Genomic DNA, 25,253 nt, shown 5'->3' with positions numbered 1-25,253 from the left:
CCTCACTCCGCTTCGCGAATACGCCGAACGAAGCTTTCCGCTGCAACGGAGAGCTTCTTATCTCGCCTCACTGCAAATCCAATCTCACGAGTCGGAAGAGACACATCCAACTTGAGCTCGAGCAACCTCCCGCTGCGCAGCTCCTCCTCTACAAAAGATCGGCTGATCAATGCCGCCCCATAGTTCAAACTTGCGAACTCCACCAATAAATCAACGCTACCAAGCTCAATATCCGGCCGCACCATTACCCCTTTTGCCGCAAACCATTGATCCACAAAGTTACGTGTGCTGCTGCCGGGTGAGAGTAAGATCAAGGGCAGATCAGCCAGCTCCTGAATGGAAAGTGTCCGCTCGGTCAGTTCCTTATAATCCACTCCGACAACAAAACAATCCTCAATCGTTGCCATCGTATGAATCAGCAGCTGTGGATTCTGTATGGGCAAATGCAGCATAGCGCAATCAATCTCACCATCCAGCAGGCGCCGAGTGATGTCGGGCGTTTTGCCATGAGAGAGACGAATTCGAATGCCCGGATGCTCCCGGTGAAAGGTATTCAGATGCGGAAGCAGCAGATGCTTGATGAGGGAGTCGCTCGCTCCGATCCGGATCTCACCGGCGTGCAACTGCTTCAGATTGTGTAGATGCTTCTGCGCGGAATCCAGCATCGAGAAGGATTGCTCGACATAGTCGAGCAGGGCCTGACCTTCGGCCGTGAGTTCGACACCTTTGGATAATCGGTGAAAGAGCTGCACGCCCATCGCATCCTCCATCTGCTTAATCGCATAACTGACAGACGGCTGCGTGACATGCAGCTCTTGCGCGGCTTTCGTTAAATTTCGATGTCGCGCCGTATGCAGAAAAATCCGATACCACTCTAAATTGATCATTTTGACATAAACCACCTTTATGGCAACGATTGAATATTCCGATTTCATTTATTTCAAGTATCTCATTATAATCGGGATAGATCAATTACTCCTAAAGAGGTGGACGGAAATGACAACGATACATCCGGATTTAGAAGCGCGTTCTCCGTGGTCGGCGAATAACGATCGACTTGAAGTAAGAATCAGTTCTCCGAAGTCACTGGTTCAAGGTACGATTCGAGTACCTGGCAGTAAAAGCCTCACCAACAGAGCGCTAATTATAGCTGCACTTGCCCAAGGGAAATCCGAACTGCACGGCATTCTGAAGAGTGACGACTCGTATTGGTGCATCGATTCGTTAAAGAAACTTGGCGTAGCGGCGGCTGTTCAGCAAGAGACGGCTTCCATTGAAGGCTGCGGCGGAGAGTGGCCCACTACATCGGCGAATTTATATGTCGGCGCTGCTGGCACGGTGGCAAGATTCCTGCCCGGTGCGCTTGCGGTCGGTCATGGCAAGTGGACAGTGAGCGGGAGCAAGCGGATGAGCGAGCGACCCCAAGCTCCTTTGCTTGCTTCATTAACCAAGCTCGGTGCCAAATTCGAATACACGATGGCCGAACATAGCCTTCCCTACATGCTGGATGCATCCGGCTTGAATGGCGGCGAGGTTACGATTCCTGGCAACACATCCAGTCAATTTCTAAGTGGGTTGTTAATCGCTGCCCCATACGCGAAGGAACAGCTAACGATACGCATTGATGGAGAAGTGGTTCAGAGAGACTACGTTCAGATGACACTGGATATGATGGCTGACTTCGGCATTGAAGCTGAAGTGTCGCCGGATGGTCAATCCATCACGGTTCCTCAAGGAAAATATGAAGGAAGGGCCTATCAGTTGGAGCCGGACGTCTCCACTTGTTGTTATTTCTGGGCTATTGCCGCACTGACCGGAGGCCGAGTTCGGACTGAAGGCATTCATGCAGCCAGAACAAGTCAGCCTGATATCGAGATGCTGCAGATTTTGGAGCAGATGGGATGTACGGTTACTCATGGAGAGAATTACGTTGAGGTGGAAGGAACGGATCAGCTTAAAGGCGGGTTCACGCTAAGCATGAAGAAATGGTCGGATCAGACGCTAACGGTTGCAGCAATGGCTGTGTTCGCAGATGGTCCTATTACGTTAAAGGATGCTGCGCATATCAGGCATCATGAGTGCGATCGTATCGCAGCGATTTGTGCAGAGCTAACTAAGCTGGGAATTCGGGTAGAAGAGCATGAGGATGGTTTAACGGTTTATCCAGGGATGCCCGTTCCCACGCTGGTTGATTCCCATGACGATCATCGGATGGCTATGGCGCTTTCACTGATTGGTCTGCGGGTTCACGATATCCGAATTTCTGATCCCGGCTGTGTATCCAAGACTTGCCCGGGGTATTTCGAGCAGCTGGCCGGACTTGGTATCCAAGTCGACTATTAATAGAGGAGGCCAATCTAATGGCAGGCAATACATTCGGCGAACGGTTCAAAATCACTACCTACGGAGAATCGCATGGCGCTTCAGTCGGCGTCATTGTAGATGGCGTTACGCCAGGTGTTGAAATCGATGAAGCTTATATTCAGAAGCAGATGGATCGGCGTAAACCGGGACAATCTTCCGTGACTTCGCCTCGCAAGGAATACGATATTGTTCATATCGAGTCCGGTGTGTTCGAAGGCCGAACAACAGGGACGCCGCTATTCATTATTTTGCATAATCATGATATGAGACCGGAGGCATATGGCTCGATTCAGCATGCTTTTCGCCCCGGACATGCGGACTTTACGTATTTGCAGAAATACGGCATTCGCGATCACCGCGGCAGCGGGCGCGCTTCAGGGAGAGAAACGGCGGCCCGTGTAGCCGGAGGTGCGATTGCACGTAAATTGCTTGAGCGACGCGGTGTTGACGTTATTGCATACTCGCGCGAAATCGGCGGCATTAAATGCGAAACCTTCGATGAATCCATCATCGAGCAAAATGCGGTCCGTGCCTGTGACCCTGAGGCTGCGAAGGAAATGATTCGCAAAATCGAGCATTTAGCTTCAGTCGGCGATAGCTGCGGCGGAATCGTGGAATGCCGCATTCGCGGGGTGATGCCGGGTCTTGGCGAACCTGTCTTCGACAAATTGGATGCCGAGCTGGCCAAAGCCATGCTGTCCATCGGCGCGATTAAAGGGATCGAATTCGGCGCCGGCTTCGAAGCGGCTGTGATGCTGGGCAGTGAGCACAATGACGGCATGAACAGCGGCGGTTTTACAAGCAATCATGCAGGCGGCATTGTGGGCGGAATCAGCAACGGACAAGACATCGTGTTTCGGGTCAGCGTTAAACCGACATCATCGATATCCGTACCTCAGCAGACGATTAACGTGGACGGCCAGGAACAAGAGATTCAAACGATAGGCCGACATGATCCTTGCATTTGTCCAAGAATCGTACCTGTTGTGGAAGCTATGGCTTGTCTTGTTGTGGAGGACATGTATAAGCGGCAAGCAGCTATGCTTGGCTGAGAATTAATGGTAAGATACGCCTGAGAACGAGGGAGGCGAGCAACCATGATATCCTACATGTGGGAAGGCAGTAAGATCAGACTGAGGCCACTGGAATTCGGCGATTGGGAGGACTATCATCAGAATGACCGCGATTCTGAAGGTGCTCGGCTAAGCGATATGATTCATTTTCCAAGAACCGAAGAAGGTACGAAGGCATGGGCGGAAGAGAAGGTCGACCATCCGGTTGAAGGAGACAATATTTGGCTGTCCATTGAGACGCTTGAAGGCGTGCTGGTCGGCAGTTTGTGTACGAGCAATTGCGATCCGCGAAATGGCACATTCAAATACGGCATTGCGATCTTCCGCGAGCATTGGCGTCAAGGTTATGCATCGGAGGCGGTTAAACTGATTCTTGGCTATTATTTCGAGGAGCTGCGCTATAACAAGGCTAATGCCCATGTTTATGCCTTCAATAACAGTTCCATTGCGCTGCAAGAGCATCTGGGCTTTAAGCAAGAAGGCTGCCTGCGTGACATGATCTTCACAAAAGGCAAACATTACGACGAATATATCTACGGGCTCACGAAGAGCGAGTATGAGGAATGGCTGCAACAGAAATCAACGATGGAATAATGCGTCGTTGATTTTTTTTATTGACTTGCGATCATTACCAACAAGACCGGGGACTGTCTTATTAAGGCTACCTTTGGCAGTCTTTTTTTAGTGATAAATAATACTTATTGTATGGATAGAATAATGATGGTTCTGTTTATCGAAATGCGATGCTACACTCTAACTGAGCGATAATTGTTGGAGGTGGACGTATGGAGATTTCGAGCATATCCGAGCGCTTCAGAAGATTTGCCGAGAAAGAATGCAAGGGATCAAGCAGCTTGTATGAGCAGCTTTCCAGCCGAATTGCAGGTGACGATGACTTGCTGCGCTTGGCTTCCGCAGGCAGGGAAGGACAGCCAATTCCGAACCTCTTGCTGGGTGCTGTTCATTATTTGCTGCTGAATGAATTCGAGCATGAGTTAAAATATTACTATGCGAGTATTGTACCGAATCCGAGGGACGCTGCAGCAGCTTTTGAACCTTTCAAGTCGTTCTGCCTGCTCTACCAGGGCGAGCTTGTTCAACTGCTGACTACGAAGCTGGTTCAGACGAACGAGGTTCGCCGCTGTGCGTATCTGTATCCGGCGTTCTGCCTCATCCACCATCTATCGAACAAACCTCTTGCATTGATTGAGATCGGAACGAGCGCCGGACTGCAGTTGTTCTGGGATAAGTATAGGTATGCCTATGACAATGTCGAAGGGTATTATGGCAACCAGCAATCTCCAATCACTTTGACCACTTCTCTGCGCGGCCCGAACCTTCCATTCCTCTACTCGGATAGTCCTCCGGTGGCATCCAGGATCGGAATTGATCTCCATGTGAATCGTCTTCATCAGTCGGAGGATCGAATGTGGATGAAGGCTTTAATTTGGCCGGAGCATCGTGAGCGGATGAACCATTTTGAAGAGGCGGCCGGCATTTTTGACAATCAAGCTGTACGATTCATTGAAGGCGATGCCTTGGCTTGTTTGGATTCGGCGGCAGTGGCGACCTCGGAGGAACAGGCCTTGTGCATCTTTCATACGCATGTGGCGAATCAGCTTAGCCTCGCAGATAAACACCACTTGTTCGAACAAATTCGCATATTGGGGGAGACAAGAGAGGTCTATCACCTCTACAATAATATGTGGGATCTCGATTTGCATCTCGATTACTATAGGGATGGCCGATTTCAGAGTATGGTGCTCGCCGAGACGGACGGACATGCCAGGTGGCTCAGTTGGAAACGCTAGTTTAGAGATGCCATGACCACGATTAGCCGTATTAAGAAATAAGGATGTGACTAAGGTGTTCACGGAGAGCGAATATTTCGATGAGCAATTCAAGGATATCAAGTTTAGTAAAGAGGAAGTCGTCGCGGTCAATTTCTACGATTGTACGTTTACGAATTGTGAGTTGAGCGAAACCGTATTCAATGAATGCAAATTTACAGGCTGCACGTTTATCCGCTGCGATTTGAACCTCATGAAGGTTGCGGACAGCAAGTTCTCTCAGGTTCATTTCATACAATCGAAGCTTGTCGGGATCAATTGGTCGGAAGCGGAATGGCCGCGAATCGCGGTGCCGGGCTTGCTCAAATTCGAAGATTGCACGTTAAATCACTCCACCTTCATCGGCGTTGCATTGCCGCAATCGACGATCACGAATTGTTCCGTCAAAGATGTTGATTTCCGAGAAGCGGATCTCTCGAAAGCCAATTTAAGGGGCTCGGATTTCACGGAAAGTATGTTCGGTGACACGAATTTATCCGGAGCAGACCTCTCCCACGCGCTTCATTATCAAATTGATCCTAGCCAGAATCGAATCCGCCAAGCGAAATTTATGCTGCCCGAAGCGCTTAACCTCTTGTATTGCATGGATATTGTACTCGATGAAGAATGACTGAAGAGGTCGCGAGGAATCGCGGCTTTTTGTTATGTATAAATATGGATATGAAAATAGCCTGTCGCCTGATATATTGGAGAAAGCGCTTCAATTATGGTGGGCAAATCAGTAATGGGAGGCTTGAACAGAGATGAACAAGGTGCTGACTGATTCACAGATTGAGCAATTTATGGAACAGGGTTGGGTCAAAGTGGAGGAAGCATTCCCGAGAACGCTTGCGCTGGAATGCCAAGACTTCCTGTGGGAGCAGCTAAGACGATATGAGATCGATCGAGACAACCGAGAGACGTGGAACACACCTATATTGTTCATGAAAGAAAACTTTCGAAGCGACGCATTTGATCGATGCAACACGGACCGGCTTGGTGATGCCATCGAGGATCTAATCGGTGAGGATCGCTGGACACAGAAGGTATTGTGGAACGGTGACGAGAATCGGAATTATCCGCAATGGGGCTGGTGGCCGGTTAACTTCAATCTGGGTGCGAACGAAGAGTGGAACGTTCCGGCAAACGGCTGGCATTGGGATGGTTCCCATTTCCGCCATTTCGTCGACGCCCGTGAGCAGGGCTTGCTGTGCTTGTGCATCTTCTCGGAGATCGGGCCGCATGGCGGGGGAACGTTGATCGCAGAAGGTTCGCATCAAGTTGTCTCCCGGTACCTAGCCACGAAGCCGGAGGGAATGGATCCCCATGAAGCGATTGCAGAGTGTAATGGTTGGCATCCTTGGCTGGCTGCGTTAACTGGTAACGCAGATGATTCTTTCTTGCCTGGAGCGGATCGAGTTGAGAAGTTTATGACGAACGCTTATACAGATGAGCAGGGCACATTGCTTCGGGTGAAAGAAACGACTTTATCGCCTGGCGACGTCATCTTATGCCATCCTTTTCTCTATCATACCTCCTCGCAAAATCATAGCGGCGTGACGCGGTTCATGTGCAATCGAACGACGCCTCTCAAAGAGCGAATGAACTTCGACCGTAGAGACGGCAGTGCGTATTCGCCGCTTGAGCTCAGTATTAAACGTGCGCTCAAGCTGTAGGTTGAGGTAGCAAAGTTCTCATAGAAATAGTAATTGCTTCCAAGCATGATCTCCTATACGATGAAGATACTTGGTATTACCGAAAGGAGTGAGCGGCATGAAACGCCGGGCTACGATGACTACTACGACAACTATTAAGGTGAACGCGAACTGAATAGGTGGGCAGACACAGTGAGTCTGCCATACACTAGGATATTTCTGTACTTTATTTCTGAATCGGGATAGGTTTGTTTGCGCATGCAAGCTAATCCTAATGATCAGAATGATGAGGCCGCAGGCAATATGCCTTGCGGTCTTTTTGCGCGCAAAAATTGGTTTACGACGCGGAGGTCAATTGAAAATGTTAAAGCTGAAATATCTATTCCATAATGAAAATTTGACTGAAATGATACTGAGAAACTGGGACTATGATGCAGAGTCGACTGAGATGTTTCAAAAGTACCGGATATCATCGAATGCGATTTATCCGTTTCTCAAGGAAGGCAAGACGCAGCTGTTGAGGTTTGCTCCAATTGAGGAGAAGAGCAGAACGAATATTGAAGCTGAGCTGGCATTCATTAAATACTTGCAAGAGCATGAGTATGGCGTGCTGGTGGCCGTGAAATCCAATGCAGGGGAGGAACTCGCAGAAATTCAAACGCCTTGGGGAGGCTATTACGCCTCCGTATTTGAGAGAGTGCCTGGATCTGCTATGAATCAAACTGACCTGACCGACGAGATCGTCTTCAGCCATGGCCAAGCATTAGGTGAACTCCACCGGTTATCGAGCGAGTATGAGCCAGGGGATCAACGAAGATGGTCCCATCGCGAAGTGCTGGATTGGATTGATGATCAAATCAAGGAGCTCCCGAATGAGGAAGCAGCTAGGTCAGAGGTCCAATTACTACGGGATTATTTCGCTGTATTACCTATTCATTCACAAAATTACGGCTTGATCCACTATGACTACGAATACGACAATGTATTCTATGATTACGAAACGAAGCGTTGTTATGCGATTGATTTCGACGATGCCATGTATCACTGGTATGCGATGGATATCGAGCAAGCGCTGGACAGCTTACAGGACTGTATTTCGGAAGAACTGTATGACCATAAAAAACAGCGCTTTCTCGAGGGGTACAGCACGGCATACGCTTTACCGGAGAACATGGAATCGGTATTGCCGGCGCTGAGACGTTTTGCAAATATATATGGTTATGCGCGACTAATTCGATGCGTTGCGGAGACATGGGATCATGAGCCGGAGTGGATGCAGCACTTACGAACTAGATTTGAGCATGCCTTGAGTAGGAAATCGACGGTTTTCGGCACGAAGCTTGAATAGACGACACAAGAGGGAAGAGGCTCATTCATTGAGCCTCTTCCCTCGCTTCGTCAGGGAACACGGAGGGGAATAAATTGTTGTTGTGAATATCGATTACTCGTTATATAATCAAATGTGCCCGAGCACATAACGATTGAAACCGTTGCCAACGTGCCGGACTCAAACTCGCGATCCCGCGAACCATCGGAGGGAGAACATGAGTAGATACGCAGTTGAAACGCTCAAGCAAGATGGCTTAACCATTATTAAGTTGTCTGATACATTAAGCGGTAGTATTGCAGAGCTGCTGCCGGAGGTTGGTAATAATCTGTACAGCTTTACGACCGGTGGACGCGAAGTCATCAAGACATCCATCAGTTTAGCAACATTGAAGAACGAGAAGTTCGCCAGCTCGAAATATGGGACTCCGGTGTTGTCTCCACCTAACCGGATTAATAAAGGTACATTTACATTTCAAGATCGTACGTACCATTTTCCAATCAATGAACCGCCGGATTATCATTTGCACGGAGAGCTGAGCGTAAGAGCATGGGAAGTGCTTGATTGCGGTGCAACTGACGAACAAGGAGCATGGGTTACAAGTCGTCTCCGCTATGAGAATTACCCGGACATCCTGGCCTATTTTCCGCATTTATTAACGTTCACGATTACATACCGGCTGCTTGACGGCAGGCTGGGTATGGATAGCTGCATAAAGAATGAAGGCTCCGATGAAGCGCCATTCGCTTATGGATTGCATCCTTACTTCTCGCTGCCATATGAAAGCGACCCTAGACTTACATTGCATGTTCCTGCTGCGGCAGAATGGCCGATTACGAATTTATCTTTCGTAACGGGACTTCCGGCAGTAACAGAGCTAAGCGAAGCGATTCAATCCGGAATCGAACTAGCCGATTATCCGGAGCTTGGCTGTACGCTGCTCACTATTGATCCGGAGTCGGATTGCATTACCCGTTTAGTACTGCCTAATGCGGGCTATACGATCGCCTACCAACTTGATACGCAATTCCCATTCGTGCTGTTGTTCCGGCCGAACTGGGATCAAGCTTTCTCCATCGAGCCTTATACTTATGTAACGGATGCCTTCAATCTCCCGTACGAGCATGAGTTAACCGGTGTCCAGGGTATAAAAGCAGGGGAAGAGCGCACGATAACAACTTCACTTTGGATCGAATCCAATAACTAGGCAAGGAACGAAGGAGGCACATCGATGAAACAGCTTGATTTTCAAACCATTATTCGGCCCGAAATGCCGAAAAGAATGGATTACCGGATAGGATGTATCGGATCAGGCTTTATTATGCGGGATTGCCATCTGGTCGCTTACCGCGATGCCGGTTTCAATCCGGTTGCCATTGCGTCCCGTACGTATGAGAATGCGAAAGCCGTAGCAGAGCTGCGTAATATCCCTAAGGTTCACCGTACGTGGGAAGAGCTCGTGCGCGATCCGGAGATCGAAATTCTCGATATCGCTTTGCCGCCGGATCGTCAGCTTGACGTAGTCCGCGAAGCGGTGAAGCAGCCGCATATTAAAGGCATTCTGTGCCAGAAACCGCTTGCGATGAATTCGCAAGAAGCTCGTCAAATCGTCGAGTTATGCGAAGCGGCAGGCATCAAAATCGCGGTAAACTCCAACATGCGTTATGACCAATCCATTCGCGCACTGAAAGCGATTCTTGAAGGCGGATATTTGGGACAGCCCGTACTTGCGACGATTGAAATGCGCGCGATTCCCCATTGGCAGGGCTTCCTTGAGCAATATGAGCAAATCGAAATTCTTAATATGGGTATCCATCATATCGATGCGTTCCGTTATCTGTTCGGCGACCCCGAGAAGATCACAGCGGTTACGCGCAGAGATCCGCGCACGAAGTTCTCTCATATCGACGGTATTTCGCAATACACGTTCCAATACGCGGATGAGCTGATGGCTACGAGCTTGGATGATGTATGGGCTTGGCCGGGCGAAGGTACGGAGAAGGATATATACATCAAGTGGCGCGTTGAAGGTTTGGATGGCATGGCTACAGGTACGATCGGCTGGCCGCGTTATCCGGAGCATTCGCCAAGCACGCTGGCATTCACGACCCGCCAGCAACCGAACGAATGGATTCGCCCGGAATGGGATTCCGTTTGGTTCCCGGATGCCTTCCAAGGCACAATGGCGCAGCTGCTTCGTGCCGTGGAAACAAACAGCGAGCCGGAAATCGGCGGACGCGATAATTTGAAGACTATGGCGGCAGTTGACGCTTGCTACAAGTCCATTGCCGAAGGCAGAACAGTGAAGTTATCGGAATTTATCTAACCCAAAATAAAACGCGCGGAGGTCATCATTATGTTATCAGTCGGTATTTTCAACGCTTATTATCCTTATTCGCTTCAGGAATCGATCGCAAGAATGAAGAAAGACGGTTTCTCTTGCGTGCAGCTGGACTTGGCTTTCAAAGACATGGATCTATCCTTCGATTCCTTGACGAAAGAGAAATGCCGCACCATTCGCGATGCATTCCGTGATGCCAATCTGCCGATCGTCTGCATCTCCGGTTATACGAACCTGATTCATCCGGATCCGGAGAAACGCAAACAGAACGTCCATGGCGTTAAGAAAATTCTTGAATTCGCTCGTGACCTTGGCAGCCCGTATGTAGTTAGTGAAACCGGTACTTTCAATACGGAGAGCGACTGGGTATGGGATCCGAAGAATGCAACAGAAGAAGCGTATGAGCAAGTAGCAACAACGATCGAAGATCTGGCTAAATTTGCTTACGACAACGGCTCTGTTTTCTTGATTGAGAATTACGTAAACAACGTAATCGGCTCTGTGGATCAGGTATCGCGCTTGCTCTCGGATGTCAATCATCCAGGACTTGGCCTACTGATGGATCCGACTAACTACTTCACGGACAACAATATTGACCATATTGATGAAACATTGAACCGCATCTTCAATGCAGTTGGCGATAAAGTGAAAATCGCGCACGCCAAAGATTGCATGCGGGCTACTGATACGGTAGAGAAGCATGCTAACATTGATGCTTCGGAGTCCCATTCGTTCCGTGGTGCAGGTGCAGTTGAACTGCCGGCTCCGGGCCTTGGCAATTTGAACTATGATTTGTATCTGGAGCGTCTGGCGAAGCTGCATCCGAACATTCCGATCATCATCGAGCATTTGGAAGAAGAGGACATTCCGCGTGCGAAAACGTTCCTCGACAATAAACTCAAATCAGTTGGCGTATAAAGGCTCTTGTGAGAATAAATCATTCGCTCTATAATAATAGGTGCCCGAGCACACCTGGGCAATAGGAGCGAATTATGACCGTAACCATTAGAGAAATTGCCAAGCAGGCAGGGGTATCGCGAGGAACCGTTGACCGGGTGCTTAACGACAGGCCCGGCGTGAAACCAGATGTTCGCGATCGCATTCTTAGCATTGTAGCTGAATTGAATTATGTACCTAATATTGCAGCTAAAGCTTTAGCGTATCAGAAAAAACCGCTAGTCTTCGGCATCATCATGCCGCCGCAGGAAATTCAGTTCTTCGAAGCGATCCGTAACGGAATTAGCGTTGCGGCAGAAGAGCTCAAGGATCTTGGCGTCCGACTGGAGTATCGCTTCGTCGATAATAAGAGTCCAGAGGAAGGTGCGGCTGCCATTCGTGAGCTTGTCGAAGCTGGCGTAAGCGGTATTATGTTCTCCGTCATGGACGATGAATTGATACGTGCAAGCATCGATTACGCAGCTGAACGGGCCGTACCGATCGTGACGTTCAACTCGGATGTAGAGCTCAGCAAACGGATTTGTTTTGTGGGGCAGGATCTGCACAAGAGCGGAATGGTTGCTGCAGGTCTGATGAACCGTGTTCTGCAGCCGAATGACAAAGTGTTGATCGTTACCGGTAACTTGAAGTTCCATGCGCATCGATCGCGGGTTGAAGGCTTCAAGCAAGGACTTGCGGAGCATGGAAGCAGGCTTGAATTGCTTCAAGTCATCGAAGGCTTCGACCGTTATGCAGATACGTATTTGCAATTGGATTGTGCACTCGGTGAACATCACGATATCGGCGGCATCTACATGGCGACAGGCGATATTGGCGCGTGTGTTGACGTTATCAAGAAGCATCACCTTGAAGGCGAAGTTCGAGTGGTGTGCAATGATCTGATTCCGCCGGCTGTTCAAGGCCTTCGTGAGCGGATAATTGATTTCACGATTGTACAGAATCCCGAGAGGCAAGGATACTTGTCGCTGCGTATCCTGTTTGATCATGTATTTGCAGGCAAGCAGCCGGAGACCGAGCATCATTATACAGAGACACATATTTATATTCCCGAAAGCCTGTAAGGCTTTCTTTTTTGGAGCATTACGTGCCCGCGCACGAATAGAATGAATGAAGGAGGCGGTCATAATGGCAATTGTAGTGCAACGTAGAGACTATAGCTTGAAAGGCGTTGAAAGTAAACGCGCGGATGAGAAGGGTCTGGCTTCCGCAGAGTGGCATCAAACCCCGATCCCTCGTGCGAAGATGAAGGAATTGATGAAGAGAAAGGATGGCCCGGCTATCCGAGATACGCTGATTTGGTTTGGCGGACTCATCATTCTAGGATTCCTTGCTTATCAATCTTGGGGCACATGGTGGGCCGTTCCGGCTTTCTTCCTATACGGATTGCTGTATGCAACACCAGGCGATTCCCGCTGGCATGAATGTGGACACGGAACCGCGTTTAAGACACCTTGGATGAATGACGTCGTTTACCACATTGCTTCGTTCTTTGTCCTGCGCTCGGCTACGCCATGGCGCTGGAGCCATGCGCGTCATCATACCGATACGATTATCGTCGGCCGCGATCCGGAGATCATTACCGCCAGACCACCGGTTTGGAAAATCCTCTACATGCAAATTTTCCACTTGTACGGCGGTCCGCTGGCAATCAAAAGCTTCATCCTGCATACATTCGGTAAGCTGGATGAGCAAGAGAAAGACTATATTCCGGCTTCCGAGCACCATAAAGTGTACCGTGAAGCACGTGTTTACATGCTGATTATTCTGGCTGTTATTGCAGCTTGCATCTACATGGGCAGCATTCTGCCGGCAATGTTCATCATTCTTCCTTCCTTCTATGGCGGTTTGCTTGTACTCACGTTCGGGATTACGCAGCATTTGGGCCTGTATGAAGATGTGTTGGATCATCGCCTGAATACGCGGACAATCTATATGAATCGGGTCTTCCGTTTCCTTTATTGGAACATGAACTACCATACGGAGCATCATATGTTCCCCATGGTTCCGTTTCACGCCTTGCCTAAGCTTCATGAAGTCATGAAATCCGACTGCCCGCCGGCACGTCCGAGCCTATGGGCAGCTCTGAAAGAAGTTATCGGCGCGCTGCGCAAGCAGAAAGACGATCCGTCTTATGTTGTCGTTAAGCCGCTGCCGGATACAGCCGTTCCTTATCGCTACGGTCCTAATTTGGACCATCTAACAAGGAGTGAAGCCTAGTGTCAAACCAGGAATGGGTGGAAGTTTGCGATGCTGATGAAATCGAGGTAGAAGATGTGATCCGCTTCGATCAGGCTGATCGTTCCTTCGCGGTGTACCGCTCCGACAAAGGGGATTACCACGCGACTGACGGTTTCTGTACACATGGGAAGTACCATCTGTCGGAAGGGCTTGTGATGGGGAAGCAGGTGGAGTGCCCGAAGCACAACGGTCGCTTTGATATTACAACCGGTGCGGCAGTACGCGTTCCAGCTTGCGTGGATTTGCAGTCCTACCAGGTCAAAGTAGAAGATGACAAAGTATTTATTCTGATTTAAATAGCGTTCATAGAAGGCACCGAGGGCAGGAGAAACTCCTGTTCGTTCGGTGCCTTTTATATTGGTTGATATTCTGAAGGAGACGTATACATGATTGTGACTTCTGAAGAGGTTGCTCGATATCATAGAAATGGGTCGTTGGTTCTAAGACTGGCAGCACAAAAGTAGTAACATAATATGACAAAAATAGCGATTGTCACCACCGGTGGTGAACTCTATAATATAGCTATATCTAACATTATCGATAATCGATAATCGATAATGTTAAAAGGAGCAGTGAATGCCATACGCAGTCCTCATGCGGATTATCCGATCAACTCGATAAGCGAACATGTTTATGCAGATTTGAAGAAAGCTATTCTTGAAGGCGTGCTCCAGCCTGGCGCTCGACTAATCGTGACAGAGATTGCGGGCAAATATCAAATTAGCCAAGCACCGGTACGTGAAGCGTTGGAGCGGTTGAAGCAAGAAGGCCTCATATCGGGCATTCCGAACAAAGGCTCTGTCGTAGCTGCGATAACAGCGAAAGAGATTCGAGATATCTTCGTCCTGCGCGAAATCATCGAGGGTTTTGCGGTACGGCAATCCATGCCGCTATTAACGGAAGAAGACTACGACTATCTTCATCACATTATTGCAGAGATGGATATTGCGAATCAGCAGCAGGAGATGATGCGCATCTTGGAGCTGGATATGGATTTCCATGCCTTCTTCTATAAACGCTGCGATAATCAGGCCGTACTGGAGCTGTGGAATCATATGCGCTCCAAGGTCATGCGCTTCATGGCGATTTCCAATCGTCATTATACTACCGAGGTTCTGGCCGAGTGGCATCTCATCCTTATCGATGCTTTACGCTCGGGCGATCCGGATGCAGCAGAGGCAGCTTTCGTTGGACATATGCACGCTTATAAGATGATTGATCTGGAATAGCAGCATGAAACAAGCATACAGCTGATGAACATCCGTTCGTAAAGGGGAGAAAAGATGCTAAGCGAAGGGCTGTTGTATAAGGATGACGTTATTTTGACGTGGATGCGTGACCGTTTTCTTCAAGATCTTGTCTTGGGTCTCAAGCCGAAGAGTACGAATTTGAAAGATAGCTTATCTCGGTTGAATTTGAATCCCTATTTCACCTATCCTGCATTAGCGCTGCTTGAGCCTTCTTCGTCTAACTTGGGGGAGCAAGAGAAAGTGCTTCTTGAGGAAATGCGGGATTATTTGCAACAGCAGATAGCCGTTCATACCGGAAGTATTGTATTTATGGATGATCAGAATCGTCTTGCCTTGTTGTTCTCATGGGTATCCAAGTCGGACTTGGAGACGCTCCAAACCAAGTTGAGCAGGCAATTCAGCCTTCAGGTCAATATTGCGGTTGGCAATCCATGCAGTCAATTAAATGATATCAAACAATCGTATAAACAAGCAGTCTGTGCACTGCAAGAGAAGTTTTATCGCGGAACGGGCCATATCATCTATTTCAGCGAACTTCCCGAATACTTGGCGTGCTATGATTATCCGGCAGATAAGGAGCTTGAATTACATGAAGCTATAAAATCAGCAGACTCTGCCGACGAAATTGAAGAGGCTGTTGAAGACTTCTACCATGCCATGCTTGAGCAAGGACCGGTAGACATCAAATCTATGTATGAATTAACGGCTCGCTTATTAATTGGAACGGAGAAGAAGCTGCTTACTTCCACTAATTATGACAGCGCTTACAATAAATTGGAAATTATGTCCATTGTTAAGATGCATACGTTGCAGGAAATTAAACAATATGTCTGTGCGTTCTTGTCCGGCGTTAGAGAAGTCCTGTCCTATGATCAGAAGGAGAGCCACCGAAGCATTATTAAGAAAACCATTCATCACATGGAGCAGGAATACCAGGCATTGTCACTGCAAAGCGTTGCACAGAAGGTTTATATGACACCGACATACCTAAGTCTGCTCTTTAAGCTAAACACCGGCAAAACCTTTATCGAGCATTTGACGGATATCCGGATCGAGAAGGCTAAGAAGCTATTGGTCAGCACGCATTATAAAAACTATGAAGTGGCTGAGCAGGTCGGGTACCAAGATCCTCGTTATTTTAGTCAAATCTTCAAGAAGAAGGTAGGCGTATCGCCAACGGAATATCGAGAGACGACGGTTATGAATTAGACCCTGAATAAGGACTCCGAAGAGCGTTCAACTAACGCTTAGCCGGAGTCCTTTTGTATTTACCTATAATCGCACATCGCTGCCGCCATCGTCGAGCTTCGCTGCGCTTTCAAGCTCTTTATCCCATGTCAAATGGCGGTATTCCGCTGCAGCTTGATCGTTGTCAAACCAGCTTGTAAAGTCATTCCACATCGCCATGGTCCAATTGGAATCGATTTGCGCCGTGGAGTAGACGGCCTCCTTGAGACGGACGAAGCCGAAAATATCGCGGACCTGGGATTTCTCAGCCTGCGCGACAGTAAGCTCGGCAAGGTGCGGAGGGATGAAGATTACGCCTGCAGGCGTTCCGAGCACGATATCCCCTGGAAGGCAAATCGCCTTTCCGATGCGCGTAGGCACATTCATGCCTACCATCGTGACATCCGCGATGGCAGTAGGGTCGCTGCCCCGATAATAAACATTGATATTATCAATCTCGACAATTTGCTGATTATCGCGAATGCCGCCCCATATAACCGCGCCTCCGCGTTTGGTGCGTGTAGATATGGCTGTACTCAGATTCCCGCCGACATAAGTCCCGAGATGGACTTTGTCGAACATATCGACAACGACAACATCGTCCTCTACAAGGGAGTCAATGACCCACTGGTTAAAGAACCCCTTGCGGCCTTCCTGCTCATGACCATACTTGAGAAGTGTTTCATGCAGATCAGGACGCTTCGGAACCATAACTGCAGTCACGGCCCGGCCGACCATCACGTTATCCGGATGAATGATTTTGAATTCACCTTCGAATTGAAAGGTGTAACCGTGGTTCCAGAGAGGACCCCATGCTTCCTCCAATGTGATTTTGCGCATTCGGCGCAGCACATCCTCCGAAACTTTAGGGCGGCCATTCGGGAAGCGTTCCCCCTCCCATAACGGGGTCAGCTGGACAATATCTTCCGGGTTATCGAATCTCACGTTTGAGCACCTCTTTCGTCTGGTTAGGGAATGATTGCGTTTCTTAAGTCTATTGTTATGGACAATTCGCAGATTGTCGATGCGAGATTCTTAAGGCATTTCTGCCGGAACGCATAATAATTTCACCTATCCCGCAATCGTTTTAAATAAATCCAACCATATCGTAAAATTGTCACCTTCTCTCATGTAACCGTTTTCTATTAGAGTTAAGACGAGCTTCATCTTACAAAACAATTACTATATCCTTTCAAGAGGAGGAGATCCAGGGGTGACAACTGAAACGTTAGCCCAAGCACCACGCACGGAGTCGGCAAGAGCTTCCTTACGCAAGCGTAAAAGCAAGGAAGAAACCAATCTAGCCGGGTATCTATTTATTGCTCCGTGGTTAATCGGATTTTTGCTGCTGACGCTATGGCCGATCGCGCAGTCCTTCTATTTATCGTTCACGGAGTATTCTTTGCTCGAAGCCCCGGTTTGGACCGGAACAGACAATTACGCCACTATTTTCACCAATGACGATACGTTCACCAAGTCGTTAAGCGTAACGTTTATGTTCGTTCTGATCTCGGTACCGTTAAAGCTATTCTGCTCGCTGCTGGTCGCGATGGCGCTGAGCAAGAACATTCGGGGGATGAACCTGTACCGGACGGCGATTTACTTTCCTTCCTTAATCGGCGGCAGCATCGCGGTAGCTGCACTGTGGCGCAATATGTTCGGTTTGGAAGGCTATATCAATCAAGTGCTGTCATGGTTTGGCATACAGGGCTTAGGCTGGATCACGAATCCCGACACCTCGCTTGGAACGCTCATTCTGCTCAATGCTTGGCAATTCGGTTCTACGATGGTCATCTTCTTGGCAGGACTCAAGCAAATCCCTCAAGAGCTCTACGAGTCTGCATCGGTAGACGGTGCCGGCCGATTCCGGAAATTTGTCAGCATTACCTTGCCGATGCTGTCACCGGTTATGTTCTTTAACCTCGTACTGGGTATCATCGGATCCTTTCAAACGTTCACTTCGGCTTTCATCATCACCAAAGGCGGCCCGATCAATTCGACTTACATGTACGCGCTATTCCTATATGAGAAGGCGTTTAAACATTACCAAATGGGCTATGCGTCCGCTTTGGCATGGATTCTGCTGGTCATCGTTGCGGTATTGACCGCGCTCAATTTCTTGGCCTCACGTTATTGGGTATTTTACGAGTCGGATGGAGGGAGGGCCAAATGACTACGATTCGGTTCAAGCTATCCAATCATTTGTTTCTCTCTGTATTCTCGCTCTTGATGCTTTATCCGGTCATCTGGTGGATCGGCGCTTCCTTAAAGAAAGCAGAAGAGCTGCGATTACCTACGATTTGGCCATCCATTCCGATGTGGGAGAATTACAGCAAGGGCTGGAACTTCTCTGCCGACTACAGCTTCGCTCATTTCTTCGGCAACACGCTGTTGATGGAACTCGGCAATGTCACGGGCGGCGTGCTGACAGCAGCGCTTGTAGCCTACGGCTTCGGGCGGCTTCAATTTAAGTTCCGCGGCTTCTGGTTCTCGATTCTACTGCTAACCATGATGCTTCCAGGTCAGGTTACCGTGGTGCCGCAATATATTCTCTTCAACAAACTCGGCTGGGTAGACAGCTATATACCGCTGGTATTGCCGCATTTCTTCGGCGGTGGAGCCTTCTTCATCTTCCTGCTGGTTCAATTCATTCGCGGCATTCCGCGTGACTTGGATGAAGCGGCTAAGATTGACGGCAGCTCCGTGTACGGCATTTTCTTTCGTATTATTCTGCCGCTAATCAAGCCTGCGCTTGTTACGGTAGCGATCTTCACTTTCATCTGGAGCTGGGATGATTTCTTTGCCCAGGTGCTGTATATCAGCTCGATCGACAAGTTTACAGTCGGTTTGGCACTTCGGATGTTTATCGACCAATTTGACATCCAGTGGGGACAGCTGCTTGCCATGTCCTTCCTGTCGATCATGCCATCTGTGATCATCTTCTTGTTTGCCCAGAAGTACTTTGTGGAAGGGATTTCGACGACTGGTTTGAAAGGGTAGCCCCATCATTATGAAAGTATGAGAGGAGATTGAAGGTATGAGAAGAAAATCAGCCAGTTTACTGATATTGAGCTTAGCCCTGACGCTAACGGTAACAGCGTGCAGCAGCGGAGGTGGAAACGGCAATACGAACGGCAATAACGCTGCGGGTACCGAGACCGGAGCGAATAATGAGCCGGCGAAGGATAACAACAAGGCGACCCAGTTAAGCATTATGTGGTGGGGTCCGGATGCGCGGCACGAAGCAACGAAGAACGCACTGTCGATCTACACCAAACAGCATGCCAATGTGACGTTTAAGCCGGAATTCATGGCCTGGGATGCCTATTGGCAGAAGCTTCCAACGCTTGCCGCATCCAAATCGATAACGGATGTGCTGCAAATGGATGCCGCATTTCTTCAAGAATATGTAGCGAGAGGGCAGCTGGAGGATTTGTCCGATGTGGATTTAAGCGGAATCGTGGATCCGAAGGTGATCGAGAATCTGAAGATCGGCGGTAAATTATACGGCATTCCGCTTAGTCAGAATGCGGCTGGAATTGCATTCAACAAAGAAGAATTGGCGAAATACGGCATTGCGCTTCCGAAGCAGAACTGGACCTACGATGAGTTCTTCCAATGGGCGAGGGATGCACGCGCTAAGCTGCCGGAGGGCAAATATCCGATCGGCGATTCGGGCACATGGGATTCGTTCAATTTCTATCAAACTTCCATGGGCAAGGATCCGGTCATGGCCGATGAGGGCAAGAAGTTTACCCTCGATAAAGACTTATTCATGACCTACTACAAGACATATGAAGAATTCCGTAAAGCCAAAATCGTTCCGCCGGCAGAACAGGGAGCCGCGTTCCTCGAGAACGACCCGCAGGCTGATCCGATGGCATCGGGCGTGCTGATGACGCGCGGCGCGACGACGGGATCGGTTAGTGCGCTGGAGCAGCTGATGCCGGGTAAAGTAGGCGTCGTCAACATGCCGGTCGGTCCATCCGGAGGCGGCTGGGCACAATCGACGATCTTCCTGAGCGTGAGTGCGAATTCCAAGCATAAGGATGAAGCTAAGAAATTTGTACAATGGTTTATTTCGGACAAAGAAGCCGGCAATGCGCTTGGTCTGACTCGCGGTATTCCGATTAACCCGGAAATTTACAAAGTGCTTGAGCCGACGCTTGAACAGAAGGACAAGCTGGGCAAAGAAATCTATGACCTCTCGGTTGAGAAGGCGCTGCCGTTCTATTCCGCTGCCGCAGGATTCTCGGAGTGGGTGGATACGTACAAGAAAGAGATGGAGGCTGTCTCGTACGGTCAGCAATCCATTGAAGATGCCTATGACAAGATCAACAAAATGGGTATGGATTTGGCGGCTAAAGCCGCTTCGAAATAATCTCGGACATCGATTCCGACCTATAGGAGATCACGATTATGAAACTAGCTGAATTTTTCTCTTCGCAGCCCTCACAGCTATGGGAGCTTGCGAAGCAAATGAATGTGAACTATGCGGTTAGCGGCCTTCCTTGGGAGGAGAAAACCGAGAAGGCTTGGGACCTGATGCCGCTTATTCGAATGAAACAGCGGTATGCCGATCACGGCTTGTCCTTATTGGTCATTGAATCCATGCCTCCGAGCAATCATATCAAGCTCGGTACGCAAGGACGGGACGAAGAAATCGAGACGTTCCAGAAGTTCATCCTCAACATGGGTGCAGCAGGCATTCCGGTACTCTGTTACAATTTCATGGCGCAGTTTAACTGGTTCCGCACGTCCACAACGACCAAAGCTCGCGGTGGAGCCCTCGTTTCCAGCTATGATCATAGTTTGATGAAGGACGCTCCGCTAACGGATGCTGGTGTTGTGACGGAAGAGCAGCTGTGGGAGAATCTTCACTATTTCATGGAACGGATTGTTCCCGTTGCCGAAGAAGCTAAAGTCAAACTGGCGCTTCACCCCGATGATCCGCCGATTACGCCGATTCGCGGCGTCTCGCGTATTCTTCGCAGCGCGGATGCGCTGCAGCGTGCGATAGATTTAGTTCCTAGCGCCTATAACGGCATTACGCTCTGTCAGGGAACAATGGCAACAGCGGGGGAGGATATCCCAAGCGTAATCCACCGTTTTGCCAAGCAGGATAAGCTATTCTTCGTCCATTTCCGCGATGTGAACGGTACACCGGAGAAATTCGAAGAGACCTTCCATGATAATGGCAAAACGAACATGTTCGAAGCGATGAAAGCCTACTATGAAGTCGGATTTACCGGACCTGCGAGACCTGACCATGTGCCGACCATGGCCGGCGAAACGAACGAGAATCCGGGTTATGAGCTGCTGGGCAGATTATATGGAATCGGTTATATCAATGGGTTAATGGAAGCAGCTTCGGCAGGGTAACACACAAATACAGTCCGCAGGTGAGTTACACGACCTGCGGACTGTATTTTTATTTATAGATTAACTCCAAAGCCGATCAGATGAATAGTATTTATTCCACTGATCTGTCGATTCCCACAGGCCCGGAATTTCAGGATGCAGATGCTGCCTTAGCACCTCATCGTTTAAATCGTCAATGCCAAGCCCTGGCGCATCCGTTAACGTTATAAATCCATTCTGCACCAGTTTCTTCGGCAGCTTGCTGCCTATAATAATATCATCCCACCACTCCACTTCGCAGGAATGATACTCTAACGCGAGGAAATTCTCGGTGGCTGCGGCAACATGGGCAGCAGCCAAACACGCGATCGGGCTTTCCGCCATATGAATCGCCATCGCGACTCCGTAATCCTGCGCCATATCACCGATCTTCTTGGTTTCCAGAATGCCTCCTGTTGTAAGGACGTCCGGATGGATGACCGAGACGCCGCCGGCTTCGAGGAGGGGCTTGAAATTTTCCTTCAAATAAATATCTTCCCCCGTACAGATTGGCGTCGTGACCGCGCGTGCCAATCTTGCATACTGCTCCGTATATTGCCAAGGGATCATATCTTCCATCCAAGCGAGATTGAATCTATCCACTCGCTTGCCAAGCTTTATGCAATCCTCCAGCCCAATATGACCGAAATGATCAATCGCCAGCGGCACTTCATAACCGATTACCGATCGTACATCCGCCACATATTGCTCCAGCACATCCAGGCCGTGCTCCGTCACATGAATGCCCGTGAACGGATGGGCGATATTGTGAATATCATAATGGCGATTTCGAATGTCGCAGACTTCCTCTTCAGATAGGCCTGCAGCGTTCAGCTTGTAGCGTCTTCTAGACTTGTCTATCATTTCTTCGATGAAACCTAGAGGCGCGCTCAGAGTCCCGGGTTGATCCATCAGTTGCCCGATGCCAAGATCCATCTTGAGGAACGTAAATCCTTCGTCCATCCGTTTCTTAAGTGCAAGTCCCATCGCTGTTCCTGTATTCTTGCCGCTTACGTCCGTATCGCAATACATGCGAATCTTGTCTCGGAACTTACCGCCGAGCATTTGATAAATCGGCACGCCATACGCTTTGCCTGCCAGATCCCAGAGCGCGATCTCAAGTCCGCTGACACCACCGCCTTGACGGGCATGTCCACCGAATTGCTTGATCCGGCGAAACAACTTGTCGATATTGCATGGATTTTCGCCCAGCAGCCTACTCTTCAAGAGCGCAGCATAGACCTTATCCGCCCCGTCGCGCACTTCTCCGAAACCAACCAGTCCCTGATTGGTATACACTTTAATTAAGCTGCTATGAAACGGACCGCCAACAATGTCGGTAAAACGGATATCCGTGATGCGAAGTTCAGACGGATTGGAATGCGTATTCACATGTGCAAGTGTGTCTTCATAGGTGTTTGGCTTATTCGTCAACTCATTCACCCCGATTGAATAGAAATAGCGATGCATCTTCATCTTAGTGAATTCCATTGGTCGGTCGCGATACCGTAAAATTATGATTTCGTTTGTTTTCTTTGGAGAAACCAAGGTCGGTTATGGATTGGGTTTTTTGTGGTTGGCCGGTAAGTTCTATTCATGGTTGGTAGAATAATGGTAAACTAAAGATGTTATTATTTTACAGAATAAGTTGAAGATAAGGGGCCGCGCATGACTATTACGATTCTATCTAAAGAGGAATATCTGGTAGATGGCATTCAAGTGGACAATCTATTTGACCGGCTCTACTGTATTTTTGATTTGGAAGGGACAGGCATTCTTGTAGAGCATGAATCGATTACCCAGTTTGGTGCTGTTTTATTTCAAAAGGGTCGTGTGCTGGATACGTTCACCTCACTGGTTAAATCCTTCAAGCCAATTCCGGAAGCGGTCGAGCAGCTAACTGGAATCTCGAATGAAAGCTTAGTGGATGCACCAACGTATGCTGAGGTTTATCGCCGTTTTGTTGATTTTTGCGGGGATGCTGTTCTGGTTACCCAGGCGGGGTATGAGTATGATATCCCTATGCTGAAGAAGCATTGCCTTTTGCATGATGTTCCTTATGTGGAGCGTACAGTTATCGATACGAAAGCATTGTTCGCGGCAATCCATCCGGAGCTGGATGAGGTGTTCTCAACGGATTATTTGGTCGACTATTATGGTATTAATGATGCTGATATTAAACGTCACGATGCTGTTGGGGATTGTGTGTTGATCAGTCGCATTCTCATGAATGTTTTGGAGGAGTATCGTCTGAAGCAATGTTCTGAATTTGATCTGACCGAAGGCTTGAAGGTGAAAAGATTCATCATCCCGCAGATGTACCTGACCTAGTAGGGGTTGAAACTTCTGCGACTTGTTGAACGTATGGGAAATCATTGGCGATGGTGCTTAAGCGAAGGCAATGCTAGGGGCAAAGGGGGAGAACCATGTGGCTTGGATGACGTTAATGGATCATGATTTACTTAGTGCAAGGCTGGATACCGATGATCAGAGTTTACTGCTTGAGATTAACGATGGGGGCTTCTCGCCTGAATATGTGACCATCCGATTAGGAAGAGAAGATGTGGAACTTCTCGAAGAAGCCATTCGTCAATATAAAGACATAACGAAGAAGTGAGGGTGATCGCATGTCAGAGGACCTGAATCGTCAACTGCTCGAGGCCAAGGAGCGGATGTATCATTACCAGAAGGCGCAGCGCAAAAGCGAGGAGCTCAACAAGAGACTCCATTCGCAGGAACGACTCATTATCCAATATGAAGTCCAGCTTGAATCCGAGCAAGCAGATGTCGAACGTTTAACGGGTTTGACGATGACTAATCTATTTCATACGATCCTTCGCAGCAAGGATGAACAGCTTGACATGGAAAGACAACAGGCACTGCAAGCTGCGCTTAAGCTGCAGGAAGAGAAGCAGCGATTAGCCGATACGCAGGATGAATTGAAACGAATAGGCGTTACGCTTGCTGCATTCAGTAGTGCAGAGTACGACTATCAAGCGCTGATGAAGGCGAAGGAAGCGGCGCTGCGCAGCGGAAGCTTCGGATCGGAAGAGCTAAGAAAGATGGAAGAGCAAATTGCGGAACAGACCCTTCTAGTGAAAGAAATTAAAGAAGCGGTAACGGCGGGCAAACGAGTAATGGCTTCGCTGGAGGATGCTTCGGACAGTTTGGATAAAGCGGAGAACTGGGGCAACTGGGATCTGTGGGGCGGCGGCGGAGCAATCAGCACCCATATCAAACATAACCATGTTGATGATGCCAAAGGGTTTATTCATCAAGCGAATCATCAATTGCACGATTTCCGCGATGAGCTGAATGATCTCAATCGGAGCATCAATATCGTAATCGATATTAGCGGAACGCTAAAGATGGCCGATTATTGGTTTGATGGCCTGATTGCCGATTGGATCGTCCAAGGTCGCATCCAAGATTCGCAGCAGCAAACCTTGGATGCGATTCATAATGTTCGCCAAGTTCTCAAACAGCTCGAAGCGGAGTATTCCAAAGCAGAAGCCGCACGCAGCGGCCTCGCCACGAAGCGTCAAAGCTGGATTGAAGATACGAAGAGCGAGTAATGGTTTATGAAGATGGC

Annotated in this window: 25 protein-coding genes; 22 read left to right on the top strand and 3 right to left on the bottom strand. The window is 48.8% G+C overall.

Translation table 11 applies throughout. The annotated features are described in order from the left end of the window. Positions 1-2: 2 nt before the first annotated feature. On the bottom strand, positions 3-887 hold the full coding sequence (locus tag BLW29_RS02695; RefSeq protein WP_090977051.1) for a LysR family transcriptional regulator: 885 nt from the start codon (positions 885-887) through the stop codon (positions 3-5). Positions 888-996: 109 nt separating this feature from the next. Between BLW29_RS02695 and aroA the strand changes: the two genes are divergently transcribed. The 15 genes from aroA (at position 997) to BLW29_RS02620 (ending at position 16,243) form a co-directional block, all read left to right on the top strand. Beyond that, the gene (gene aroA, locus BLW29_RS02690; RefSeq protein WP_090975946.1) at positions 997-2,343 is read left to right on the top strand and encodes a 3-phosphoshikimate 1-carboxyvinyltransferase; all 1,347 of its coding nucleotides are present in this window, start codon (positions 997-999) and stop codon (positions 2,341-2,343) included. Between the two features lie 17 nt (positions 2,344-2,360). Continuing rightward, complete coding sequence (gene aroC / locus BLW29_RS02685; RefSeq protein ID WP_090975944.1) at positions 2,361-3,416, top strand: chorismate synthase; 1,056 nt, start codon at positions 2,361-2,363, stop codon at positions 3,414-3,416. 45 nt (positions 3,417-3,461) lie between these two features. Then, positions 3,462-4,031, top strand: a complete 570-nt coding sequence (locus BLW29_RS02680) for a GNAT family N-acetyltransferase (RefSeq protein ID WP_090975942.1) — start codon at positions 3,462-3,464, stop codon at positions 4,029-4,031. A 191-nt stretch (positions 4,032-4,222) separates the two neighbouring features. Beyond that, the gene (locus BLW29_RS02675; RefSeq protein ID WP_090975940.1) at positions 4,223-5,248 is read left to right on the top strand and encodes a DUF2332 domain-containing protein; all 1,026 of its coding nucleotides are present in this window, start codon (positions 4,223-4,225) and stop codon (positions 5,246-5,248) included. Positions 5,249-5,303: 55 nt separating this feature from the next. Beyond that, the gene (locus BLW29_RS02670; RefSeq protein WP_177186457.1) at positions 5,304-5,897 is read left to right on the top strand and encodes a pentapeptide repeat-containing protein; all 594 of its coding nucleotides are present in this window, start codon (positions 5,304-5,306) and stop codon (positions 5,895-5,897) included. A gap of 133 nt (positions 5,898-6,030) precedes the next feature. Next, positions 6,031-6,942, top strand: a complete 912-nt coding sequence (locus tag BLW29_RS02665; RefSeq protein ID WP_090975936.1) for a phytanoyl-CoA dioxygenase family protein — start codon at positions 6,031-6,033, stop codon at positions 6,940-6,942. Between the two features lie 340 nt (positions 6,943-7,282). After that, on the top strand, positions 7,283-8,269 hold the full coding sequence (locus BLW29_RS02660) for a phosphotransferase enzyme family protein (RefSeq protein ID WP_090975934.1): 987 nt from the start codon (positions 7,283-7,285) through the stop codon (positions 8,267-8,269). 196 nt (positions 8,270-8,465) lie between these two features. Beyond that, entirely contained in the window at positions 8,466-9,455 is a 990-nt protein-coding gene (locus tag BLW29_RS02655; RefSeq protein WP_090975932.1) for an aldose 1-epimerase, read from the top strand. 24 nt (positions 9,456-9,479) lie between these two features. Further along, on the top strand, positions 9,480-10,574 hold the full coding sequence (locus BLW29_RS02650) for a Gfo/Idh/MocA family protein (RefSeq protein ID WP_090975930.1): 1,095 nt from the start codon (positions 9,480-9,482) through the stop codon (positions 10,572-10,574). A 30-nt stretch (positions 10,575-10,604) separates the two neighbouring features. Then, a complete protein-coding gene (locus BLW29_RS02645) occupies positions 10,605-11,507 on the top strand; it encodes a sugar phosphate isomerase/epimerase family protein (protein WP_090975927.1) in 903 nt (300 codons plus the stop codon). Between the two features lie 74 nt (positions 11,508-11,581). After that, the gene (locus tag BLW29_RS02640) at positions 11,582-12,607 is read left to right on the top strand and encodes a LacI family DNA-binding transcriptional regulator (protein ID WP_090975925.1); all 1,026 of its coding nucleotides are present in this window, start codon (positions 11,582-11,584) and stop codon (positions 12,605-12,607) included. 64 nt (positions 12,608-12,671) lie between these two features. Then, a complete protein-coding gene (locus BLW29_RS02635) occupies positions 12,672-13,763 on the top strand; it encodes a fatty acid desaturase family protein (protein ID WP_090975923.1) in 1,092 nt (363 codons plus the stop codon). Then, the gene (locus tag BLW29_RS02630; RefSeq protein ID WP_090975921.1) at positions 13,763-14,080 is read left to right on the top strand and encodes a MocE family 2Fe-2S type ferredoxin; all 318 of its coding nucleotides are present in this window, start codon (positions 13,763-13,765) and stop codon (positions 14,078-14,080) included. Before BLW29_RS02635 ends, BLW29_RS02630 begins: the two co-directional genes overlap by 1 nt. A 276-nt stretch (positions 14,081-14,356) precedes the next feature. After that, positions 14,357-15,013: a GntR family transcriptional regulator gene (locus BLW29_RS02625; RefSeq protein ID WP_256208265.1), complete on the top strand. Its 657-nt coding sequence runs from the start codon at positions 14,357-14,359 to the stop codon at positions 15,011-15,013. A 54-nt stretch (positions 15,014-15,067) separates the two neighbouring features. Then, the gene (locus tag BLW29_RS02620; protein WP_090975916.1) at positions 15,068-16,243 is read left to right on the top strand and encodes a helix-turn-helix domain-containing protein; all 1,176 of its coding nucleotides are present in this window, start codon (positions 15,068-15,070) and stop codon (positions 16,241-16,243) included. Between the two features lie 63 nt (positions 16,244-16,306). On the opposite strand, the gene BLW29_RS02615 is transcribed toward BLW29_RS02620, so the two are convergent. After that, a complete protein-coding gene (locus BLW29_RS02615; RefSeq protein WP_090975914.1) occupies positions 16,307-17,206 on the bottom strand; it encodes an RraA family protein in 900 nt (299 codons plus the stop codon). A gap of 268 nt (positions 17,207-17,474) precedes the next feature. On the opposite strand from BLW29_RS02615, the gene BLW29_RS02610 reads away from it, so the two are divergent. Genes BLW29_RS02610 through BLW29_RS02595 form a run of 4 tightly spaced genes read left to right on the top strand, consistent with a single transcriptional unit; the run spans position 17,475 to position 21,643 of the window. After that, on the top strand, positions 17,475-18,434 hold the full coding sequence (locus BLW29_RS02610) for a carbohydrate ABC transporter permease (RefSeq protein ID WP_090975912.1): 960 nt from the start codon (positions 17,475-17,477) through the stop codon (positions 18,432-18,434). After that, positions 18,431-19,261: a carbohydrate ABC transporter permease gene (locus tag BLW29_RS02605; protein ID WP_090975910.1), complete on the top strand. Its 831-nt coding sequence runs from the start codon at positions 18,431-18,433 to the stop codon at positions 19,259-19,261. The genes BLW29_RS02610 and BLW29_RS02605 overlap by 4 nt, the downstream gene beginning before the upstream one ends. Before the next feature lie 37 nt (positions 19,262-19,298). Further along, entirely contained in the window at positions 19,299-20,642 is a 1,344-nt protein-coding gene (locus BLW29_RS02600; RefSeq protein ID WP_090975908.1) for an ABC transporter substrate-binding protein, read from the top strand. 38 nt (positions 20,643-20,680) lie between these two features. Then, on the top strand, positions 20,681-21,643 hold the full coding sequence (locus tag BLW29_RS02595) for a mannonate dehydratase (RefSeq protein WP_090975906.1): 963 nt from the start codon (positions 20,681-20,683) through the stop codon (positions 21,641-21,643). Between the two features lie 60 nt (positions 21,644-21,703). Here the strand turns inward: BLW29_RS02595 and BLW29_RS02590 are convergent, their stop codons facing one another. Beyond that, positions 21,704-23,137, bottom strand: a complete 1,434-nt coding sequence (locus BLW29_RS02590) for a mandelate racemase/muconate lactonizing enzyme family protein (protein WP_256208264.1) — start codon at positions 23,135-23,137, stop codon at positions 21,704-21,706. Positions 23,138-23,329: 192 nt separating this feature from the next. On the opposite strand from BLW29_RS02590, the gene BLW29_RS02585 reads away from it, so the two are divergent. The 3 genes from BLW29_RS02585 to BLW29_RS02575 all read left to right on the top strand — a co-directional run bounded on the left by BLW29_RS02585 (position 23,330) and on the right by BLW29_RS02575 (position 25,236). Beyond that, positions 23,330-23,992 carry a 3'-5' exonuclease gene (locus tag BLW29_RS02585; RefSeq protein WP_090975905.1) on the top strand — a complete coding sequence of 221 codons (663 nt, stop codon included), beginning with the start codon at positions 23,330-23,332 and terminating at the stop codon, positions 23,990-23,992. A 97-nt stretch (positions 23,993-24,089) separates the two neighbouring features. After that, positions 24,090-24,278 carry a hypothetical protein gene (locus tag BLW29_RS02580; protein WP_090975903.1) on the top strand — a complete coding sequence of 63 codons (189 nt, stop codon included), beginning with the start codon at positions 24,090-24,092 and terminating at the stop codon, positions 24,276-24,278. A 10-nt stretch (positions 24,279-24,288) separates the two neighbouring features. Next, positions 24,289-25,236 (top strand): hypothetical protein, encoded by a 948-nt coding sequence (locus BLW29_RS02575; RefSeq protein ID WP_090975901.1) that lies wholly within the window; start codon positions 24,289-24,291, stop codon positions 25,234-25,236. Positions 25,237-25,253 lie beyond the last annotated feature (17 nt).

It is taken from the genome of Paenibacillus sp. CF384 (assembly GCF_900106745.1).
In the GTDB taxonomy this organism is placed as follows: Bacteria; Bacillota; Bacilli; order Paenibacillales; family Paenibacillaceae; genus Paenibacillus_Z.
This window is presented reverse-complemented; position numbering and strand designations above follow the sequence as displayed.

Bases quoted from the DNA above. Each gene is read 5' to 3' on its own strand.
- BLW29_RS02590 (WP_256208264.1), bottom strand. From the start codon at position 23,137: ATGAAGATGCATCGCTATTTCTATTCAATCGGGGTGAATGAGTTGACG.
- BLW29_RS02595 (WP_090975906.1), top strand. From the start codon at position 20,681: ATGAAACTAGCTGAATTTTTCTCTTCGCAGCCCTCACAGCTATGGGAG.
- aroC (WP_090975944.1), top strand. From the start codon at position 2,361: ATGGCAGGCAATACATTCGGCGAACGGTTCAAAATCACTACCTACGGA.
- BLW29_RS02575 (WP_090975901.1), top strand. From the start codon at position 24,289: ATGTCAGAGGACCTGAATCGTCAACTGCTCGAGGCCAAGGAGCGGATG.
- BLW29_RS02680 (WP_090975942.1), top strand. From the start codon at position 3,462: ATGATATCCTACATGTGGGAAGGCAGTAAGATCAGACTGAGGCCACTG.
- BLW29_RS02645 (WP_090975927.1), top strand. From the start codon at position 10,605: ATGTTATCAGTCGGTATTTTCAACGCTTATTATCCTTATTCGCTTCAG.
- BLW29_RS02660 (WP_090975934.1), top strand. From the start codon at position 7,283: ATGTTAAAGCTGAAATATCTATTCCATAATGAAAATTTGACTGAAATG.
- BLW29_RS02650 (WP_090975930.1), top strand. From the start codon at position 9,480: ATGAAACAGCTTGATTTTCAAACCATTATTCGGCCCGAAATGCCGAAA.
- BLW29_RS02675 (WP_090975940.1), top strand. From the start codon at position 4,223: ATGGAGATTTCGAGCATATCCGAGCGCTTCAGAAGATTTGCCGAGAAA.
- BLW29_RS02665 (WP_090975936.1), top strand. From the start codon at position 6,031: ATGAACAAGGTGCTGACTGATTCACAGATTGAGCAATTTATGGAACAG.
- BLW29_RS02600 (WP_090975908.1), top strand. From the start codon at position 19,299: ATGAGAAGAAAATCAGCCAGTTTACTGATATTGAGCTTAGCCCTGACG.
- BLW29_RS02640 (WP_090975925.1), top strand. From the start codon at position 11,582: ATGACCGTAACCATTAGAGAAATTGCCAAGCAGGCAGGGGTATCGCGA.
- BLW29_RS02620 (WP_090975916.1), top strand. From the start codon at position 15,068: ATGCTAAGCGAAGGGCTGTTGTATAAGGATGACGTTATTTTGACGTGG.
- aroA (WP_090975946.1), top strand. From the start codon at position 997: ATGACAACGATACATCCGGATTTAGAAGCGCGTTCTCCGTGGTCGGCG.
- BLW29_RS02655 (WP_090975932.1), top strand. From the start codon at position 8,466: ATGAGTAGATACGCAGTTGAAACGCTCAAGCAAGATGGCTTAACCATT.
- BLW29_RS02695 (WP_090977051.1), bottom strand. From the start codon at position 887: ATGATCAATTTAGAGTGGTATCGGATTTTTCTGCATACGGCGCGACAT.
- BLW29_RS02605 (WP_090975910.1), top strand. From the start codon at position 18,431: ATGACTACGATTCGGTTCAAGCTATCCAATCATTTGTTTCTCTCTGTA.
- BLW29_RS02635 (WP_090975923.1), top strand. From the start codon at position 12,672: ATGGCAATTGTAGTGCAACGTAGAGACTATAGCTTGAAAGGCGTTGAA.
- BLW29_RS02585 (WP_090975905.1), top strand. From the start codon at position 23,330: ATGACTATTACGATTCTATCTAAAGAGGAATATCTGGTAGATGGCATT.